The organism is Rhodococcus maanshanensis NBRC 100610, from assembly GCF_001894865.1.
Taxonomy (GTDB): Bacteria; Actinomycetota; Actinomycetes; order Mycobacteriales; family Mycobacteriaceae; genus Rhodococcus_G; species Rhodococcus_G maanshanensis.
The window spans coordinates 59,184-76,717 of record NZ_BCXA01000024.1 but is presented as its reverse complement, the minus strand read 5'-3'; the positions used below and the strand labels follow the sequence as shown (position 1 = coordinate 76,717).

Here is a 17,534-nt window from a genome sequence, read left to right as displayed (position 1 = left end):
TCACACCTCGGTTGACGATCCGTTCACCATGCGCGAGGTGGTGTCGACGCCGCCCGCGGCTGCGATGTGCTTGGCGGTGTCCACGTAGTGCCGCATCCGGGAGATCTTCCCGTTCCGGTCGAAGGACCACAGGTGCAGTTCCTCGTCGCGGTAGTGGCCCCCACCGGGGACCACGGCGTCGATGCTGATCTCGGCGGCCACCTGGCTCTCGCCCGCCATGATCGACAGGACGGCGAACTCGCCGATGTCGAACCCGCCCACGATCCCGAAGAACTCGGCCGCGCCGGCACGGCCACCCCGCCTGCGCAGCCACGGCACGTCGGCACGTTGCGCAAAGCTGTCGGCCCAGTCCTCCCAGCGCACGTCCTCGGCCAGCATGCCGAGAACCGCCGGGATGTCGCCGCGCGCGAACGCGGCGTAGAGCGCTCCGATCGTCGCCGCGTGGTCGGCGGCGGCGGCGCCGGGTTCGGTGCTCATGGTGCCCTCCTACCCGAGGGTGTTCTCGCGAACGGGAGTCGTCCATCTTGGAGTATCGGCCGGTCGAAATGCGCAGCGCAAGCAATGCCGAACCGAGATGTGCCGCCACGCGAATGTCTCGCCCGGCGCCGCTCACCGCTCTACGGTGGGAACCATGGCCACATCGACGGAGGACTACGACGTCATCGTGATCGGCGGCGGGCCGGCTGGCGAGAACGCCGCCGCCTACGCCATCGCCGGTTCGGATCGGACCGCCGCGATCATCGAGCACGAACTGCTCGGCGGCGAGTGTTCGTACTGGGCCTGCATGCCCAGCAAGGCACTGCTGCGGCCGGCTGAGGTGCTGGCGGCGGCCCGCGCCATGCCCGGCGTCCGCGAGGCCGTCGGCGACGCGATGCTGGACCGCAGGGCCGTGTTCGCCCGCCGTGACGAATTCACCAGTCACCACGACGATTCCGGCCAGCGGCGGTGGGCGACCTCGGCGGGCATCGAGGTGATCCACGGGTCAGCCGCGCTCACCGGCGAACGCACCGTCGAGCTCTCGACCGGCGGCCACGGCGATCCGCCGACCCGCACTTTACGGGCGCGGCACGCGGTGGTGCTCGCCACCGGCACCATCGCATCGATACCGCCGGTGCCAGGGCTGCGCGAGGCGCTGCCCTGGATCTCCCGGGACGCCACCAATCTGCGGGAGGTGCCCGAGCGGGTCGCGATCATCGGCGGCGGCGTGGTCGCCACCGAGTGCGCGACGTGGATGCTCGCCCTCGGGGTGCGCGAGCTGACCCTGATCGTCCGCGGGTCGGCGCTGCTTGCATCCGCCGAGCCGTTCGCAGGTGAGCTCGTCGCCGAGTCCCTCCGGGCATCGGGTGCGACCGTGCTGTTCGGCACGAGCCCCGGCGCCGTGCGCCGCGAGCAGCCGCGCGACACCGGGGAGGGCCGGATCCACGGCGGACCGGTGACCATCACCCTCGACGGCAGCGAGCCCGGCGAGATCACCGTCGACGAGGTGATCGTCGCAGCCGGACGCCATCCCGCGACCTCCGGGCTCGGCCTCGCCGCGGTGGGGCTGAGCGACGGGCGCACCCCCACCGACGATCGCCTCGCCGTCACGGGCGTACCCGGCGAATGGCTCTACGCGGTCGGCGATGTCAACGGCCGCGCGGCGCTGACACACATGGGCAAGTACCAGGGCCGGGTGTGCGGCGACGTGATCGCAGCCCGGGCGGAGGGCCGCGCCCTGGACGGGGCACGGTTCACCGCGAGCGCGGACCACGCTCAGGTGCCGCAGGTGGTGTTCACCTCCCCCGAGGTCGCCTCGGTCGGCCGCACCGAGCACGCGGCCCGCGCTGACGGCATCGATGTCGAGACCGTCGAGATCGACATCGCCGTGGCCGGATCATCGCTGGCACGAGACGATTTCGCCGGCCGCGCGAAGCTGGTGATCGACCGCGGCACCGACACCCTGGTGGGGGCGACCTTCGTGGGGACCGAGGTGGCTGAGCTGGTCCACGCGGCCACCGTCGCGGTGGTCGGAGCGGTGCCCATGGAGTCGCTGTGGCACGCGGTGCCGTCGTACCCGACGGTCAGCGAGGTCTGGCTGCGGCTGCTGGAGGCCCGGCGTGGCTGACCCGTTGATCGTCGCCACCGACGCGGGCCAGGTCCGCGGTCGGGAGCACGACGGTCTCCGGTCCTGGCGCGCGATCCCCTACGCCGCACCACCGGTCGGCGACCTCCGGCTCCGCGCCCCGCGGCCGGTCGTGGCGTGGCCCGGGGTGCGCGACGCCCTCGACTTCGGCCCGGCGGCGCCCCAGTCCGGGCGCGCCGAGCGGCGCGGGATCCGCACCGACGAGGACTGCCTGACCCTGAACGTGCTCACCCCTGCCGCACGGAGTTCCGCCCCTCGGCCGGTGATGGTGTTCATCCACGGCGGCGCGTACAGCGGCGGATCCTCGTCCACCGGCGTCTATCGTGGCGACACGCTCGTCCGGCGTGGCGACGTCGTGTACGTGTCGCTCAACTACCGGCTGGGCGCGCTCGGCTACCTCGACTTCGGCGAATACTCCACCCCCGACCGGACTTTCGATTCCAATCTCGGTCTGCGCGATCAGCTCGCGGCGCTGCGCTGGGTGCGCCGCAACATCGCCGCGTTCGGCGGTGATCCGGACAACGTCACGCTGTTCGGGGAATCCGCGGGTGGCAACGCGGTGACCACCCTGATGTGCGTGCCCGCGGCCGAAGGACTGTTCGCGCGCGCCATCGCGCAGAGCCCGCCCGCCGCCTCCGCGTACGGCCCCGACCGCGCCAAGGCCTGGGCGGCCGAGTTCCTCGAGATCCTCGGCGCCGTCGACGATCCAGCCCTGGCACTGAGCACCGCGGACCCCGATGCCCTGGTCCGCGCGGGCGACGCCCTCACCGCCCGCGGCGCCGACGAGCAGCCCGGCACCAGGGCGTTCGCCCCGCTGGTCGACGGCGACCTCCTGCCGCGACACCCGCTGGACTCGTTCGCCGAGGGTTCCGCGCACGCCGTCCCCCTGATCATCGGCACCAATGCCCGTGAGGGCACGATGTTCCCGCGGTTCCTCGACATCATCCCCACCGACCCGGTCCGGATCGAGAAGATGTTCTCCGAGACCGACCCCGAGCTCACGGCGCGCATCCTGGCCGCCTACCCGGGTTACCCGGATCGCGGGGCCGCCGTGCGGATCGGCGGTGACGCCACCTTCTGGGAGCCGACGATCCTCGTCGCGCAGGCGCACGCGGCCACCACACCGACCTTCGCCTACCGCTACGACTTCGCCCCGCGGCTGCTGAAGGTCACCGGCTTCGGCGCCACCCACGCGACCGAGCTGCTCGCGGTCTTCGGCATCGGCGACGCCGTACTCGGTCGGGCGGCCACCGTGCTGGGCGGACGCCGCGGGCTGCGGGAGGCCACGGCCATCGTGCAGTCGCACTGGCTGCATTTCGCCCGGTACGGCGCGCCCCGGTCCACCTGGCCCGCCTACACGGTGGCGCGGCGCGAGACGCTGATCATCGACACCCCGACGCGGATCGAGAGCGACCCGCACGGCGACCTGCGCCGGGCGTGGATCGGGTACCGGCACCGGCGCTGAGGCCGCGAACCTACTTCAGCAACCTCGACAGTCTCCGGTCGGCGAGGATCTTGCCGCCGGTCTGGCAGGTCGCGCAGTACTGAAAGGACCGCTCCGCGAACGACACCTCCCGGACGGTGTCCCCGCACACCGGACAGGGCATGCCGGTCCTCGCGTGCACCCGCAACCCGGAACGCTTCTCGCCCTTGAGCCGCGCGGCATCCTGGCCAACCGAGCGATCCACGGCGTCGGTGAGCTCCGCCCGCATCGCCGCGTGCAGGGTGGACACGTCCTCCGCGGTCAGCTTGTTCGCGGTGGCGAACGGCGACAGCTTGGCCAGGTGCAGGATCTCGTCGGAGTACGCGTTGCCGATCCCGGCCAGCACGGACTGGTCGGTGAGCACGGTCTTGATCCGCTGCGAGCTCTTTCCCAGCAGCTCGGCGAGGGCCGGCTCGGTGATGTCGAGCGCGTCGGGTCCGAGCTTCGCGATCCCCGGCACCTCGCCTGGGGTGCGCACCACCCAGACCGCGAGCCGCTTCTTGGTGCCCGCCTCGGTGAGGTCGAACGCAGGGGTCCCGCCGTCGGGGGTGAACAGGTGCACCCGCAACGCCAGCGGGCTCTTGCCGCCGGGCTTCGGCGGTGTCGCGCTCGGGTTGTCGGTCCAGCGCAGCCAGCCGGCGCGGGAGAGGTGGGTGATCAGCCACAGCCCGTCCTCGTCGCCACACCGGATCCCCAGATGCTTGCCGAATCGGGCGGCGCCGACGACGTCCTTGCCCTGCAGGTCGGTGATCGGTGGGTCGAACGTCTTGAGCACGCTCAGCGCCGCGATGTCGATGCGGCCCACCACCGAGCCGACGGCATGCGTGCGCAGGAACTGTGCCAGGGCCTCTACCTCGGGCAGTTCGGGCATGAGACCAGGGTAGGCGGCTTCGTCGCCCGTGCGCGCGTCTTACCCGAGTTGGGGTACAACGTGCGCACAGTGCGCATCAGCTCCGCAGCAGGTAGGTGTCCATGATCCAGCCCTTGCGCTCGCGCAGCTCGGCCCGCACCCGGACGATCTCGGCCTCGACCTCGCGCAGGTTCCCCGAGATCAGCACCTCGTCCTCGGTGCCCAGGTACGCGCCCCACCAGATCTGCACGTCGTCGCCGGGTACCTCGGTGAAGCTGCAGTCCGCGTCGAGCATCACCACCGCGTCCCGCACCCCCTCGGGCAGGCCGTCGCGCAGGCGTCGACCGGTCGTGATGTGCACGGGCTCGCCGATCCGGTTGAGCACGATCCGGTGCTGCGCCGCCAGCGACTGCACGCTCGTGACGCCCGGGATCACCGAGTACTCGAACGTCTCGATTCCCCTGGAGAGCACCCGCTCGACGATCCGCAGGGTGCTGTCGTAGAGCGAGGGGTCGCCCCACACCAGGATCGCGCCGACGCCGTCGACGGCACCGAACCGCTCCTCGAAGATCGCGGCGCGGCGGTCGTGCCAGTCGTCGACCACGCCCTCGTAGTCCGACGGGGTCCGGTCCCGCGGCGGATCGACGATGTCGACGATCCGGTAGGGCCCGCGCATGTGCTCGTCCAGGATGCCGGTACGCAGGTCGACGAGGTCCTGCTTTTCGGCGCCCTTGCCGATCACGAAGAACACCTCGGCCCGGTTCATCGCCTTGATCGCCTGCACGGTCACCTGGTCGGGGTCGCCGGCGCCGATGCCGATCACGAGGAGTTCACGCATGACCGGCAGGCTATCGCCCGTGAGTCCTTCAGGTCCGCCACGGGGCCGGAAGGACTCACGGGCGGCGGAGCCGCCTAAACTGGCCCCCGTGCACACCCCCTACGAAGACCTGCTGCGACTCGTCATGGAGACCGGCACCCCGAAGGCGGACCGCACCGGCACCGGCACCCGCAGCGTGTTCGGCCATCAGATGCGTTTCGACCTGTCCGAGGGCTTCCCGCTGATCACCACCAAGAAGGTGCACCTCAAGTCCATCGTCTACGAGCTGCTCTGGTTCCTGCGCGGCGAGTCGAACGTGAAGTGGCTGCAGGACCGCGGCGTCACCATCTGGGACGAGTGGGCCTCCCCCGAGGGCGAGCTCGGCCCCGTGTACGGCGTGCAATGGCGGAACTGGCCCACGCCGAGCGGTGAGCACATCGACCAGATCACCCAGGTCATCGAGACCCTCAAGACCGATCCCGATTCGCGCCGGATGATCGTCTCGGCGTGGAACGTGGGCGAGATCCCGCAGATGGCGCTCGCGCCGTGCCACGCCTTCTTCCAGTTCTATGTCGCCGACGGCCGGCTCAGCTGCCAGCTGTACCAACGCAGCGCCGACCTGTTCCTCGGCGTGCCTTTCAACATCGCCAGCTATGCATTGCTCACCCACATGGTCGCCGCGCAGACCGGCCTCGAGGTGGGCGAGTTCATCTGGACCGGCGGCGACTGCCACATCTACGACAACCACGTGGACCAGGTCACCGAGCAGCTCGGCCGTGAGCCGTACGAATACCCGGAGCTCGTGCTCGCGCCCCGCGATTCCATCTTCGACTACGAGTTCGAGGACATCGAGATCGTCGGCTACCGCCATCACCCCGCCATCAAGGCACCGGTGGCGATCTAGTGCTCGGACTGATCTGGGCGCAGAGCCGGGCGGGCGTCATCGGCCGCGACGGGGCGATCCCGTGGCGGATTCCCGAGGACATGGCCTACTTCAAGGACGTCACCTCGGGGCACCCGGTGGTGATGGGCCGAAAGACCTGGGACTCGCTGCCGCCGCGGTTCCGGCCCCTCACGGGCAGGCGCAACATCGTGGTGACCCGCGACCGGGACTGGCTGGCCGAGGGCGCCGAGGCCGCGCACTCGGTCGAGTCCGCCATCACCCTGGCAGGGCCCGGCGAGACCTGGGTGATGGGGGGAGGCGAGATCTACAGCGCGGCAATGCCGTTCGCCGACCGGCTGGTCGTGACCGAGGTGGACGTGGACACCGAGGGCGATGCATACGCGCCGACGATCGGCGACGAGTGGACTCCCGAGACGACCGGCGACTGGCTGACCTCGGAGCGGGACGGACTGAAGTTCCGGTTCCGCACCTACATCCGCGGCTGATCGGTTCCGCCAGTAACGCCCCATGGGTGGGGTGGTGCGTCATACTCCAAGGGCAGGTCTTTCCCCAAGCCCAAGGAGAGGCGCTTCATGGACAAGAAGTCATTGACAGCCGTCGCCCGGCAGCAGCTCAAGCTGGCAGCCGCGGCCACCAGCGGGCGCAGCTCGCAGACCATCTACGGGGGCCATCAGCGCAGCCTCCGGCAGACGGTCGTCGGCCTGAGCGCGGGCGAAGTGATGGCCGAGCACGACAGCCCGGGCGAGGCCACCCTGCTGGTGCTCAGCGGCAAGCTCGCACTGATCAGCGGCGAGGACTCCTGGAAGGGCTCGACCGGCGACATGCTGGTCATCCCGGCGGCCCGGCACAGCGTCGAGGCACTCGAGGACGTCGCCTTCCTGCTCACGGTGGCCGTGCCCAAGTAGCGGGCCCGTCCGAGCGGGTGTCACCCCGCGCCGCGCACCAGCCCCGGGTCCGGCGCGGGGATGAACGCGATCGACAGCAGCGAGCTGACGAACTCGCGCAGCGACTGCTCCTGCGTGGTGTCGACGATGCCCTCGGTGACGATCAGTGACCCGATGATCCGAAAGGCCCACTCGGAGATCGCCTTCGGGCTGACCTCCGCGAGCTGACCGGGCGTGAACAGCCGCTGGAAGTGCGGGGTGAGCAGGTTCGCGCCGAGCTCGACGAAGGGCTTGGCCCGGATCGTGAACCACGGCAGCACCACCTGGGGATCGTCGCGCAGGCCCTTCTGCAGCAGCGGGTGCGCACGGGCGTACTGCACGGCGAACACGATCGCGTCGACGAACCCGACCCGCAGGTCCCGGCCCGGTTTCTGGTCGCCCCGCAGGCTCCGCTCCTGCCCACGCAGCACCGGATCGAGCACGACGAAGAACCGGGTGATCTCCCGCTGGAACAGGGCACCGAAGATCGCGTTCTGATCCCCGACGTACTTGTAGACGGTTGGCCGCGACAGGCCAGCGCGCTGCGCGATGGCGGCGTGCAGACGGGAGGTGAACCCCAGCTCGATGACGCACTCCATCGCCGCGTCCAGGATCTGCTCCCGGATCGCGTCCGGATCCACTGGTCTCACTGAAGGCCGCACCGGCCGATTCTATGGCGACGCCCCCCCTCAGCAGGCGCCGACGCCCGGAGCGGGCAAAAGTATGTGAATTAGGTTCACAGGTATCTATTGACCTCGCCCCTCGACCGGTTTACGTTTTTACAAAGAACGAAAACGCGCACGCGAAATGCCCGGCACCACACCGGGATCAGCCACGGAGGACAGCCATGTCGCAGGCCGCCACACCGCTGGACCGGGAGACGGTCGCGGATCGACTGCTCAAGGGTTCGGTCAAACGCTCCTACGCCCCCGTCGTGGACATCGACTGGGACGCACCCCTCGAGGAGGGCAAGTACTTCCTGCCCCCGCACGTGCTCTCCCTCTACGGGACGCCGATGTGGGAGTCGATGAGCGAGGCCCAGCGGATCGAGCTCTCCCGGCAGGAATCCGCGAACATCCTCAGCGTCGGGATCTGGTTCGAGAACATCCTCAACCAGGCCCTGCTGCGGGCGCTGCTGCACAGCGACCCGGCCTCGCTGCACACCCGGTACGTGCTCACCGAGATGGGCGACGAGTGCAGGCACATGACCATGTTCGGCCGGGCGATCGAGCGGATCGGCGCCAAGCCGTACCAGCTGCGACGACACCAGGCCCTGATGGTCAACCTCCTACCCAAGACCTTCCGCGGCACGATGCTGTGGGTGGCAGCCCTGATCGGTGAGGAGATCTTCGACGCCACCCAGCGCCGGGTACTCGACGACCCGCAGCTGCAGCCGATGATCTCGCGGCTGATGCAGATCCATGTCACCGAGGAATCGCGGCACATCCGCTTCGCCCGCGAGGGCGTGCGGCGCCGGGTGGCGCAGAGCCACTGGATCGAACAGCTGTGGGTCGGCACGGTGCAGGGCATCGGCGGACCGCTGCTCCAGCGGTTGTTCACCAACCCGGTGATGTACGCGCGGGCCGGGCTGGATCCCGAGCAGGCCCGCAGGCAGGCGCTGGCGAACCCGTACTTCCGGGAGAACCAGCGACGCGGCTTCGAGTCGCTGGCCGCGTTCCTGGAGGAGAACGGGCTGATGCGGGCGAGCTCAAGGGCGATGTGGCGGCGCGGCGGCTTCCTGTGATGCCCGAGACCGGGGTCCTGATCGTCGGCGCCGGATCCGCGGGACCGGGCATCGCACGCACGCTCGAGGCCACCGGGCGAGGCGGCCATGTCGTCCTCGACCTGTCCGGCGGGCCGGAGCCGGTTTCGTGCGACTTCGACGAGGAGACCGACCGGTGGCGGGTGCGGACCGCGCGGGGCGAGGTCCATCGTCCGCGACTCCTGGTGGCCGGTCCGGGCACCGCCGTCCCCATCCCGGGCCGCGGCGGGACGAGCCTCGAGGAGGCCGCGCGGGGCGAGCAGGCGGCCTATCTCGGCATCGCGCACACCGGCTTCCCGAACCTCTTTCTCGTCACCGACGAGTACGCCGCCGACCAGGCCCGGCACATCCGCACCTGCCTGACGATGATGGCGGCCGAGGAGGCCACCCGGATCGAGGTGCGCGCCGGGGCCCAGCGCGAGTTCAACCGGATCGTCCACCACACGCCTGCCAGGTCGTGGTGGAGGTCGAGGCCGCGCGCCCTGCGCGGCCCGCAGCGAAGCGCCTTCGAGCTCGGCAACATCGACGAACGTGAGGACGACGACGCCTACGCCGGAGCCGCGGTGCTGACGGCGGACGAGGTAGCCCTGGCTGTGCGGGTCCACCTGAACGGCCACTTCGAACCGCTCGACGGGAACTACCACTGGTACGGCCGGATCGCGGGCGACGGCCTGACCGAGCTCAAGCGGCGCGGCCGCTCCGCGCTGCACCTCACCATCGCCGGTGGACCCGCGACGCCCGCGTCGCTGGCCGAGCAGGACCCATGGGGCAACTACCGGGTCACCGGGGTCGGCCCTCCCCCGTACCCGCTCGAGCGACTGGAGGTCGCGGCGGTCCGTCCTCAACAGGGCTCGGGCGGCACGCTCTGTTCGAAGCGGAACACGTTCTGAGGGTCGTAGGTGGCCTTGACCTGCCGCAGGCGCTCACGGTTGGGCCCGTAGTAGTCGCGCTCCCACTCCGATGCCGGGGCATTGGGCACGTTGACGTAGGCGCCGTCGCAGTACGGGCGCAGCGCGCGCCAGAAGCCGGCCGCCCAGCCCAGGGCCCTCGAGTTCAGCTCGGGGTCGTTCCAGGCCGCGCCCGGCTCGCAGTAGAACAACGCGTCGCGGTGCGGGAACGCCGACCCGCCTGCAGGGGCGTGCCGGACGGCACCACCGAAGCTCGAGCAGAAGAAGTTGCTCGGCGCACTGGGCGCGTCGTCCATGAAGCGAACGACCAGATCGATCGCCTCGTCGGGGAACGGACGGGTGACGAACTGGGAGTAGAACTTCCAGTTGGCCACGTCCTCCGGACCCCGATCGACGCTGCCGTACACCTCGGGCCAGGCGCCCTCGATGAAACTCACGTCGGGGTCACCGATCGTCAGCAGCGAGCGCAGCTGGTCGGTCAGCTCCCGGCGCGAGCCGTCGTAGAGCAACGCGGAGAGCTCGACCGCGCTGGAATCCACCTCGAGCGCGCTGGTCAGCCGCTCGTCGGCGACCGGCGCGTCCCGCTGCCACGCGCGGAGCAGCGCGCCCAGCTCGCCGTGCCCGGTCCACCTGGCGATCAGGAAGGTGACATCGGCGAGCTCGTGCAGTTTCACCGTGTAGGACGTCGCGATCCCGAAGTTGCCGCCGCCTCCGCCGCGGCACGCCCAGAGCAGGTCGGAGTCGGTGCTCTCGGTGGCCAGCACCACCTTCGCCGAGCGCGCGCCGTCGGCGACCACGACCTCGGCGGCGAGCAGGTTGTCGCAGGCCATACCCATGCTGCGGGTGAGCAATCCGAAGCCGCCGCCGAGGATCACGCCACCGAGGCCCACGCCGCCCTCCGAACCGGTCGGTATCACGTATCCGCGCCGCCCCAGCGCCGCGACCGCCTCGGCCTGGGTGAGCCCCGTCCCGACCGTCGCCGTGCGCGCCGCCTCGTCGATCTCGAGGTTCTTCATCCGGCTGACGTCGACGACCAGGCCGCCGTCGAGCGAGGACCAACCCTCGAGGCTGTGACGTCCGCTGCGGGCGCGCAGGGCGATGCCCTCCGCGCGGGCCCACTCGACCGCGTCGACCACCTCGTGCGCGTCGCAGCAGAACACGATCGCCTCGGGATAGCGGGAGTACAGGCGGTTCCAGCCGATTCGCGCCGCCTCGTAGCCAGGATCACCCGGACGCACCACCTCACCCGTCAGTCTTGCGGTAGCACCCACTCGGTCACCTCCGGTCAATGCTTGTAGACGCTGATGTCCCCCGGCTCGGTCTCGAGCACCTCGCGGTCGAAGACCCACATGGCGAGGAAGAACAGCCCGCCCAGGACGAGCAGACCCGCGACGATCAGGACGGGGACGAACGCCTCCCCCGGGGATATCAGCACGAACAGCACGACCGCCATCCACACGAGCGCCCCGATCGCGACGGGTAGTTCGAATCGCCCGAGGTTGAACCCGCCCTCCTTGCGGTCCAGCCGCCTGCGCACCGCGAGGTAGAGGACGACTGTGGCCGCGTAGACGATGGCCGTGAGGAGCGTCCCCGCCACGATCAGCTCCAGCAGCGCATCACCGGGAAGCGCGACCATCAGGACCACCCCGACGACGAGGATCAGGATCGTCGCCTGGACCGGTGTCTGCGTGCGCGGGTTGATCCGCCGCATCACCTGGTGGGCGGGGAACCGGGAATCGCGCGCCATCGCGAAGACGATCCGCGAGCACGCGGCCATCGTCACCATCCCGGCGGCGAAGAAGGCGAACGTGATCGCGACGAGGAGTGTTCGTTCCATCACGGGACCGAGCTGATCGCGCATGATCGCGGCGACCGGCGACTCGCTCTTGCTGATCCGCGGGATGTCGTCGATCGCGACGGTGAGTGCGATCAGGAACACCATTCCCAGCGCCCCGGCCGCCGCGACCGATCCCACGATCGCGCGCGGCACGCTGCGGAAGGGATCCTTGGCCTCCTCGGCCAGGTTCGCGGCGGCGTCGAAGCCGACCAGCGTGGCCAGGCCCATGATCATCGCGGCCATCAACCCGCCGCCGACGGCGAAGTAGTCGGGCGCGTTCTCGGTGACACCGCGCGAGGTGAGGTTGCCCGCCCCGCCGTCGCCCGTGATCAGGACGGCGACGATGAGCGCAATCGCCAGCACCACGACGATCACCAGCTCGAGCCCCACCGCGCTCGCGTTGATCATGGCGACGATGCGCGTCGAGAACACGACGAGCAATGCCTGGACGAACATCATCACCAGCGTGATCACGCGCGCGGTGTCCTCGTCCGGCTCCATGCCGAACAGCGGCATGAAGGCCTGGCTGGCAAGGGCGTTGTCGACCGCGACGACACCGAATGACAGGTAGCAGACGGTCAGCCACCCGAACCCCCAGCCGATCTTCGGGTTGGCCAGGCGTGAGGCCCATTGGTAGGTGGAGCCGCTGAGCGGTATGCGGGCCGCGAACTGCGCATACACCAGCGCCACCAGGATCTACCCGACCACAGCGATCAACCAGAGCCAGATCCCCACCGGCCCCGCGTTCTGCAGCACGTCGTCGTAGGTCCCGAAGATGCCGACCGCCACCGAGATGAAGGCGAACGAGATCGCGAACACCTGAAAGGAGCCGAGCGTCCGCTTCAGTTCCTGGTGGTAGCCACCGCTCTCGACGGAACTTTCCGCGGCGGCCTCGCCCACCGGAGCCTCGGCCACCTCAGCCACCTCACCTTCGCTCGGGAATCCGCGGGTGCTGTCGTGACGGGTCTCCGGGACCTCGAAGCGAGACCGGTCCGTTTCATCGTCCTCCGATCGGGTACCGATGTCAGCGTTGGTTCGGCCCCCTAAACACTCTGGCCCGGTACGCGATAGCGTCGAGGTCATGACTGAGCTGTTCGAACGCGAGGGCGTGAGCGGCGTTCTCCACCGGCCCGCAGGGGATCCGGTCGGCGCCCTTCTGCTCGCACACGGCGCAGGCGGTAACCGCGACGCCAAGATGTTGCAGCGGGCGGCAACGGAATTCGCGGAGCGCGGGCTGCTCGTCCTCCGCTACGACCTGCCGTTCCGACAGCGCAGGCCGAAGGGCCCACCGAGCCCGTCCACCGCGGATCGCGATCGCGAGGGCATCGCGGCCGCCGCGGAGGCGATTCGCGAACTCACTTCGGGCCCAATGATTCTCGGCGGACACTCTTACGGCGGCCGCCAGTCCACCATGCTCGCGGCGGAGCACCCCGAATCCTGCGACGGACTGGTGCTGTTCTCGTATCCGCTGCACCCGCCGGGTAAGCCCGAGAAGGCCAGAACCGCCCACCTACCGGACCTGCGCGTTCCGTGCGTGTTCGTGCACGGCACCCGGGACCCGTTCGGGACCCCGGACGAGATGCGCGCCGCCCTCGAACTGGTGCCGACACCGACGCGACTCGTGCTGGTGGAGGGCACCGGCCACGATCTCTCCCCTGACAAGAGCGCAGCAGCGCCGCTGGCGGTGGCGGCCGCCGCGGACCTGTTCGAATTCTGAGTCGGCCTAGCGGCCCGTCGCCCACCCCAGCGAGGCACCGAGCAGGGCCCGGCTGTGCGGCGCGAACGGCCACGAGGGGTCCGCGAGGCGCCGCCGCAGGCCCGCCTCGGTCCACCACCCGCCGCCCGCGATCTCCCGGTCCTGGTGCCGGATCGGCCCGTCGTACTGGCCCTCGAACGCATGGAGATGGCACCGCAGCGGTCGTCCCGCCCAGCTCCCGTCCCAGGAGATACGCGCCAGCGGCGACAGCGTGACACCGGTGACCCCCAGCTCCTCCCCCAGCTCTCGACGGGCGGCCTGCTCGGGACTCTCCCCCGGGTCGACGCCACCGCCCGCGATGCAATCATTCAGCCCGCCGAACACCTCCTTGTTGTGCGAGCGCCGATGCACGTAGACCCACCTACCGTCGAGAGACCTCAGCAGGACCCCGGCGCTGGCCAGCCACAGTCCCTCCGCGAAGACCCGCGACCTGGGCGCGGTACCGATCTGCCTGCCCGCGTCGTCGAAGATCGCCAGCACCTCGTCCCCGGACCGCAGTTCGGTGCGCTCACTCATGCGCGGGATCATCCGGCTCGTCCGAGGACCCGGCGAGCAGTCGCGCTGCGGCGGCCGCGATCCGCTCCCCCGTGAGGCCGTGCCGGGCCAGCAGGTCCCCCCGCCCGCCGTGATCGATGAAGGCGCGCGGGAGTCCGAGTGGCCGAACGGGCGTCGTCAGGGCGGCGTCGGCACAGGCCTCCACGAGAAGTGCCCCCATGCCCCCGGTGCGGGCGGCGTCCTCGACCGTGACGACGAGGCGGTGCCGCGCGGCCAACTCGATCAGGGCCGGGTTGATCGGGGTGATCCAGCGCGGATCGACCACCGTGGCGCCGATCCCGGAGCCGCGCAGGAGTGCCGCGGCCTCGAGGCAGGGACCGGCCATCACCCCGGCGGCGACCAGCAGCACCTCGGGCGACCGCGACCCGGGGTCGTACAGGATGTCCAGACCGTCCACCCGCCTGGTCGCCGGGATATCCTGTCCCGCTGTCGCTTTGGGATAGCGAATCACGGTCGGCCCGCGGTCGTCGGCGACGGCCTCGCCGAGGAGCTCACGCAGCGAGGCCGGATCCCGCGGCGCCGCGACGCGCACCCCCGGCACCAAGCTCAGGATCCCGGTGTCCCACATGCCGTGATGGGAGGCACCGTCGGGACCGGTGATGCCTGCCCGGTCGAGCACGAAGGTGACCGGCTGCCGCTGCAGGGCGACGTCCATCAGCACCTGGTCGAAGGCCCGGCCCAGAAAGGTGGCGTAGAGGCACACCACGGGGTGCAGTCCCCCCATCGCCAGACCAGCGGCCGAGCACACGGCGTGCTGTTCGGCGATGCCGACGTCGAAGACCCGGTCGGGGAAGGTCCGGGCGAAGGGGCCGAGTCCGACCGGTTTCGACATCGCCGCGGTCACGCAGACCACATCGGCACGACGCTCGCCGATCCGCACGATCTCGTCACCGAAAACATCTGTCCACGTTGACTTTCCCGGTGCCGTGGCGGCGCCCGTCGCGGGGTCGAGGATCCCGATGCCGTGCATCCGGTCGGCGTCATCGGTTTCCGCCGGCTCGTAGCCCCTGCCCTTGGCGGTGACGACGTGCACGAGGACCGGCCGGTCGAGCGAGCCCGCGTGGTCGAACGCGGACTCGAGGGCCGCGACGTCGTGGCCGTCGACCGGTCCGATGTAGGCGAGTCCGAGGTGCTCGAACACGGTGTTCGCGACCAACCGGGGAGCAGGCGACCGTTCGGTGGTGGAGGCGTCCTCGTGGCGTGCTCTCCGCAGCGCGCCCAGATGCGCCGCCAGTCCCCCGACCGTGGGGTCGTAGGAACGGCCGTTGTCGTTGAGCACCACCACGACGGGCAGGCCCGAGCCCGGGACGGACAGGTTGTTGAGCCCCTCCCAGGCGAGGCCGCCGGTCATCCCGCCGTCCCCGATCACCGCGACGACCCGTCGCCCCTTCTCACCCCGCAGCGCGAACGCCTTCGCGAGTCCGTCGGCGTAGGAGAGCGCGGTCGACGCGTGGGAGTTCTCCACCGTGTCGTGCGCGGACTCACCCCGGCTCGGATAGCCGGACAGTCCGCCCTCCTGCCGGAGCCCGTCGAAGTCGGCACCGCGGCCGGTCAGGATCTTGTGGACGTAGGTCTGGTGTCCGGTGTCGAAGATCAGGACGTCGCGTGGTGAGTCGAAGGCCCGGTGCAGGGCCACGGTCAGCTCGACAACCCCCAGGTTCCCGCCGAGGTGCCCGCCGGTGGCGCACACCTTCTGGATCAGAAAGCCCCTGATCTGCGTGCACAGCTCGGCGATCTCGCCGGGATCGAGGCCCCTGATATCGCCCGGTGCCGTGACCTTCGCGAGCAACGGCCATTCACCGGGATCACCCGCGCCTGCCGCGGCGTTCCTGGCGACCGCGGACTCGCAGGCCGACAGTCCGACGGCGGCCACCTCAGCGGCCCCACGTCGAATCCGGGTTTCGTACGATCACTCCGGACAGAACTGAACTGGTGGTCATGGCAACGCCCCCTGAATCGAAGTGCTCTCACATTTCCTTCAGTACGCCTGTGCTCACTAGAACCTGCCCACACCCCCGGCAGGCGGCCAACTCACCCGACGGCCTCGCACGACCCTATTCCAGAGTCCCTCCGACCGCCCACATTTCGCGTGCGTAGGCGGCCGGCCGACCGCAAATCGGCGACGCGAAATCATTTGTTTTTCAACATGTTCAACCGTTCTCGGCCTGGTTTCGACGACCTCGATGCAGCAGAATCGGAGTCATGACCGAGCCCGAGATCGTCATCGAGACCACCATCGCGTCCGAACCGGAACGCGTATGGCAGGCGTTGCGCGATCCCGCGCTCATCCGGCGCTGGCACGGATGGGAGTACGACGGCCCCGGCGGGCTCGACGACGAGATCCGCGAGATCTACATCGACGGCGTCGAGGCGGATGCCGCTGCATCGACGCTGACGCTCCAGGGCGGCGACCGGTTCACCGTGAGGCCAGCCGTCGAGGGCTCGATCGTACGGATCACCCGATCCGCCAAGGGGTCCCACCCGGAGTGGGACGACTGGTACGAGGACATCACCGAGGGCTGGACGACGTTTCTGCAGCAGTTGAAGTTCGGGCTGGAGCGCCACGATCTCGCCGAACGACACACCCTCTACCTCGACGGCCCGACCTCGGGTGCCACCGCGATGGAGTTGCTGGGAGTGGCGGGGATCACCGGGCCGCCCGGGTCCGCGTACACCGCCCTCGTCGCGACAGGCGATGCCATCAGCGGCACGGTCTGGTTCCGCTCGCCCAAGCAGCTCGGGCTGACCGTCGACGCGCTCGGACCCGGGCTGCTGGTGCTCGCGATCCAGCCACAGAACGAGCAGCGCCCCGGCGGCGGCGCCCAGATGATCCTGAGCGTCTACGGCCGGGGCGCCGAGGAGTTCGCGACCCTCGCGGACCGGTGGACCCACTGGTGGGACACCCGTGAGAGTCCCGGGACCTGCTGCTAACTCATCACCATGCCCATGCTCGGCATCCAGATGGTGCTCTTGACGACGTCCTCCGCCTTCGGGCCGACCTTGTGCCAGAGCGAGCCGTAGACCGCGCCGACGACCATGCCCTTACCGACGTTCAGCGGTGCGGTGGAGATGACGGTGGGGACGACCTTGTTGTTCTGGTCGAGCCGGGTGATGCCGCTCGTTCCGTTGGCCAGGCTGTACCAGACCACGTTCAGCTCGGCGCCCGTCTGGTTGTCGGCGATGCTCCCCGGTCCGCCGAAGAAGCCGAAGCGGAACTCGTTGTTCATGTTGGTGGCCACCCCCGAGCCGTAGAGCTGGCCGAGGACCTCGCCGCCCTGTCCGGTGTCGGAGTAGGCGGGCACCGGGAAGATCTGCCCCGGCAGGGTGAGCACGGGCTTGCCGAGTCCCTTCGCCACATCCTGCGGCGAGGCGATCAGCCGCTCGATCGCAGCCTCCGCGTCGGCGTTGCCCGCGGCCGCGGCGCGCAGCCCGGAGGCGGCCGCGCCGAGGTCGGCGGTGGGCTGGGCGGCGGGTGCGGCGGCGGCCGTCCCGGTGAAGATTGTGGTGGCGGCTGCTGCGGACGTGAGGGCCACGGCAATCCGGCGGCGGACGGTGAATCGCTGCTTCATTGAGGCTCCTTTTACCGAAGGGTTAGCTACCAAAAGCATCGGAACCGG

Annotated in this window: 17 protein-coding genes and 1 pseudogene; 9 read left to right on the top strand and 9 right to left on the bottom strand. The window is 70.0% G+C overall.

The window, feature by feature from the left end:
- Window positions 1-477 carry a nuclear transport factor 2 family protein gene (locus RM1_RS12915; RefSeq protein ID WP_072751725.1) on the bottom strand — a complete coding sequence of 159 codons (477 nt, stop codon included), beginning with the start codon at window positions 475-477 and terminating at the stop codon, window positions 1-3.
- Window positions 478-631: 154 nt separating this feature from the next.
- Between RM1_RS12915 and RM1_RS12910 the strand changes: the two genes are divergently transcribed.
- Together RM1_RS12910 and RM1_RS12905 are read left to right on the top strand one after the other, a co-directional pair.
- Complete coding sequence (locus RM1_RS12910; protein ID WP_072751724.1) at window positions 632-2,104, top strand: dihydrolipoyl dehydrogenase family protein; 1,473 nt, start codon at window positions 632-634, stop codon at window positions 2,102-2,104.
- Entirely contained in the window at window positions 2,097-3,587 is a 1,491-nt protein-coding gene (locus RM1_RS12905; RefSeq protein WP_072751723.1) for a carboxylesterase/lipase family protein, read from the top strand. The genes RM1_RS12910 and RM1_RS12905 overlap by 8 nt, the downstream gene beginning before the upstream one ends.
- Window positions 3,588-3,597: 10 nt before the next feature.
- Here RM1_RS12905 and RM1_RS12900 read toward each other — a convergent pair whose 3' ends face one another.
- Both RM1_RS12900 and cobF read right to left on the bottom strand, forming a co-directional pair.
- Complete coding sequence (locus RM1_RS12900) at window positions 3,598-4,476, bottom strand: Fpg/Nei family DNA glycosylase (RefSeq protein ID WP_072751722.1); 879 nt, start codon at window positions 4,474-4,476, stop codon at window positions 3,598-3,600.
- Window positions 4,477-4,552: 76 nt separating this feature from the next.
- Complete coding sequence (gene cobF / locus RM1_RS12895; protein WP_072751721.1) at window positions 4,553-5,293, bottom strand: precorrin-6A synthase (deacetylating); 741 nt, start codon at window positions 5,291-5,293, stop codon at window positions 4,553-4,555.
- A 124-nt stretch (window positions 5,294-5,417) separates the two neighbouring features.
- Here cobF and RM1_RS12890 point away from each other — a divergent pair, with 124 nt between their 5' ends.
- The 3 genes from RM1_RS12890 (at window position 5,418) to RM1_RS12880 (ending at window position 7,081) form a co-directional block, all read left to right on the top strand.
- On the top strand, window positions 5,418-6,176 hold the full coding sequence (locus RM1_RS12890; protein ID WP_245816288.1) for a thymidylate synthase: 759 nt from the start codon (window positions 5,418-5,420) through the stop codon (window positions 6,174-6,176).
- Window positions 6,176-6,661: a dihydrofolate reductase gene (locus tag RM1_RS12885; protein WP_072751719.1), complete on the top strand. Its 486-nt coding sequence runs from the start codon at window positions 6,176-6,178 to the stop codon at window positions 6,659-6,661. Before RM1_RS12890 ends, RM1_RS12885 begins: the two co-directional genes overlap by 1 nt.
- Window positions 6,662-6,748: 87 nt before the next feature.
- Window positions 6,749-7,081 carry a cupin domain-containing protein gene (locus RM1_RS12880; protein WP_027500871.1) on the top strand — a complete coding sequence of 111 codons (333 nt, stop codon included), beginning with the start codon at window positions 6,749-6,751 and terminating at the stop codon, window positions 7,079-7,081.
- Between the two features lie 20 nt (window positions 7,082-7,101).
- Here RM1_RS12880 and RM1_RS12875 read toward each other — a convergent pair whose 3' ends face one another.
- A complete protein-coding gene (locus tag RM1_RS12875; protein WP_072751718.1) occupies window positions 7,102-7,761 on the bottom strand; it encodes a TetR/AcrR family transcriptional regulator in 660 nt (219 codons plus the stop codon).
- A 185-nt stretch (window positions 7,762-7,946) separates the two neighbouring features.
- On the opposite strand from RM1_RS12875, the gene RM1_RS12870 reads away from it, so the two are divergent.
- Both RM1_RS12870 and RM1_RS12865 read left to right on the top strand, forming a co-directional pair.
- Complete coding sequence (locus RM1_RS12870) at window positions 7,947-8,843, top strand: AurF N-oxygenase family protein (RefSeq protein ID WP_072751717.1); 897 nt, start codon at window positions 7,947-7,949, stop codon at window positions 8,841-8,843.
- Window positions 8,843-9,751 (top strand): DUF4873 domain-containing protein, encoded by a 909-nt coding sequence (locus tag RM1_RS12865; RefSeq protein ID WP_143069431.1) that lies wholly within the window; start codon window positions 8,843-8,845, stop codon window positions 9,749-9,751. The genes RM1_RS12870 and RM1_RS12865 overlap by 1 nt, the downstream gene beginning before the upstream one ends.
- Here RM1_RS12865 and RM1_RS12860 read toward each other — a convergent pair.
- A complete protein-coding gene (locus RM1_RS12860) occupies window positions 9,703-11,040 on the bottom strand; it encodes an FAD-binding oxidoreductase (RefSeq protein WP_072751715.1) in 1,338 nt (445 codons plus the stop codon). The genes RM1_RS12865 and RM1_RS12860 overlap by 49 nt on opposite strands.
- A 14-nt stretch (window positions 11,041-11,054) precedes the next feature.
- Window positions 11,055-12,521 (bottom strand): annotated as a pseudogene (locus RM1_RS12855) (APC family permease).
- A 166-nt stretch (window positions 12,522-12,687) separates the two neighbouring features.
- Here RM1_RS12855 and RM1_RS12850 point away from each other — a divergent pair.
- Entirely contained in the window at window positions 12,688-13,323 is a 636-nt protein-coding gene (locus tag RM1_RS12850) for an alpha/beta hydrolase family protein (RefSeq protein WP_072751714.1), read from the top strand.
- 6 nt (window positions 13,324-13,329) lie between these two features.
- On the opposite strand, the gene RM1_RS12845 is transcribed toward RM1_RS12850, so the two are convergent.
- The gene (locus RM1_RS12845) at window positions 13,330-13,878 is read right to left on the bottom strand and encodes an NUDIX hydrolase (protein WP_072751762.1); all 549 of its coding nucleotides are present in this window, start codon (window positions 13,876-13,878) and stop codon (window positions 13,330-13,332) included.
- Entirely contained in the window at window positions 13,871-15,706 is a 1,836-nt protein-coding gene (locus RM1_RS12840) for a 1-deoxy-D-xylulose-5-phosphate synthase (protein WP_072751761.1), read from the bottom strand. Before RM1_RS12840 ends, RM1_RS12845 begins: the two co-directional genes overlap by 8 nt.
- Before the next feature lie 413 nt (window positions 15,707-16,119).
- Here RM1_RS12840 and RM1_RS12835 point away from each other — a divergent pair, with 413 nt between their 5' ends.
- Window positions 16,120-16,848: an SRPBCC family protein gene (locus RM1_RS12835; RefSeq protein ID WP_072751713.1), complete on the top strand. Its 729-nt coding sequence runs from the start codon at window positions 16,120-16,122 to the stop codon at window positions 16,846-16,848.
- Here the strand turns inward: RM1_RS12835 and RM1_RS12830 are convergent.
- Entirely contained in the window at window positions 16,845-17,486 is a 642-nt protein-coding gene (locus RM1_RS12830) for a Tat pathway signal protein (RefSeq protein ID WP_072751712.1), read from the bottom strand. The two genes, RM1_RS12835 and RM1_RS12830, sit on opposite strands and share 4 nt — an antisense overlap.
- Window positions 17,487-17,534 lie beyond the last annotated feature (48 nt).

Bases quoted from the DNA above. Each gene is read 5' to 3' on its own strand.
- RM1_RS12890 (WP_245816288.1), top strand. From the start codon at position 5,418: ATGGAGACCGGCACCCCGAAGGCGGACCGCACCGGCACCGGCACCCGC.
- cobF (WP_072751721.1), bottom strand. From the start codon at position 5,293: ATGCGTGAACTCCTCGTGATCGGCATCGGCGCCGGCGACCCCGACCAG.
- RM1_RS12915 (WP_072751725.1), bottom strand. From the start codon at position 477: ATGAGCACCGAACCCGGCGCCGCCGCCGCCGACCACGCGGCGACGATC.
- RM1_RS12845 (WP_072751762.1), bottom strand. From the start codon at position 13,878: ATGAGTGAGCGCACCGAACTGCGGTCCGGGGACGAGGTGCTGGCGATC.
- RM1_RS12910 (WP_072751724.1), top strand. From the start codon at position 632: ATGGCCACATCGACGGAGGACTACGACGTCATCGTGATCGGCGGCGGG.
- RM1_RS12865 (WP_143069431.1), top strand. From the start codon at position 8,843: ATGCCCGAGACCGGGGTCCTGATCGTCGGCGCCGGATCCGCGGGACCG.
- RM1_RS12870 (WP_072751717.1), top strand. From the start codon at position 7,947: ATGTCGCAGGCCGCCACACCGCTGGACCGGGAGACGGTCGCGGATCGA.
- RM1_RS12830 (WP_072751712.1), bottom strand. From the start codon at position 17,486: ATGAAGCAGCGATTCACCGTCCGCCGCCGGATTGCCGTGGCCCTCACG.
- RM1_RS12835 (WP_072751713.1), top strand. From the start codon at position 16,120: ATGACCGAGCCCGAGATCGTCATCGAGACCACCATCGCGTCCGAACCG.
- RM1_RS12880 (WP_027500871.1), top strand. From the start codon at position 6,749: ATGGACAAGAAGTCATTGACAGCCGTCGCCCGGCAGCAGCTCAAGCTG.
- RM1_RS12900 (WP_072751722.1), bottom strand. From the start codon at position 4,476: ATGCCCGAACTGCCCGAGGTAGAGGCCCTGGCACAGTTCCTGCGCACG.
- RM1_RS12850 (WP_072751714.1), top strand. From the start codon at position 12,688: ATGACTGAGCTGTTCGAACGCGAGGGCGTGAGCGGCGTTCTCCACCGG.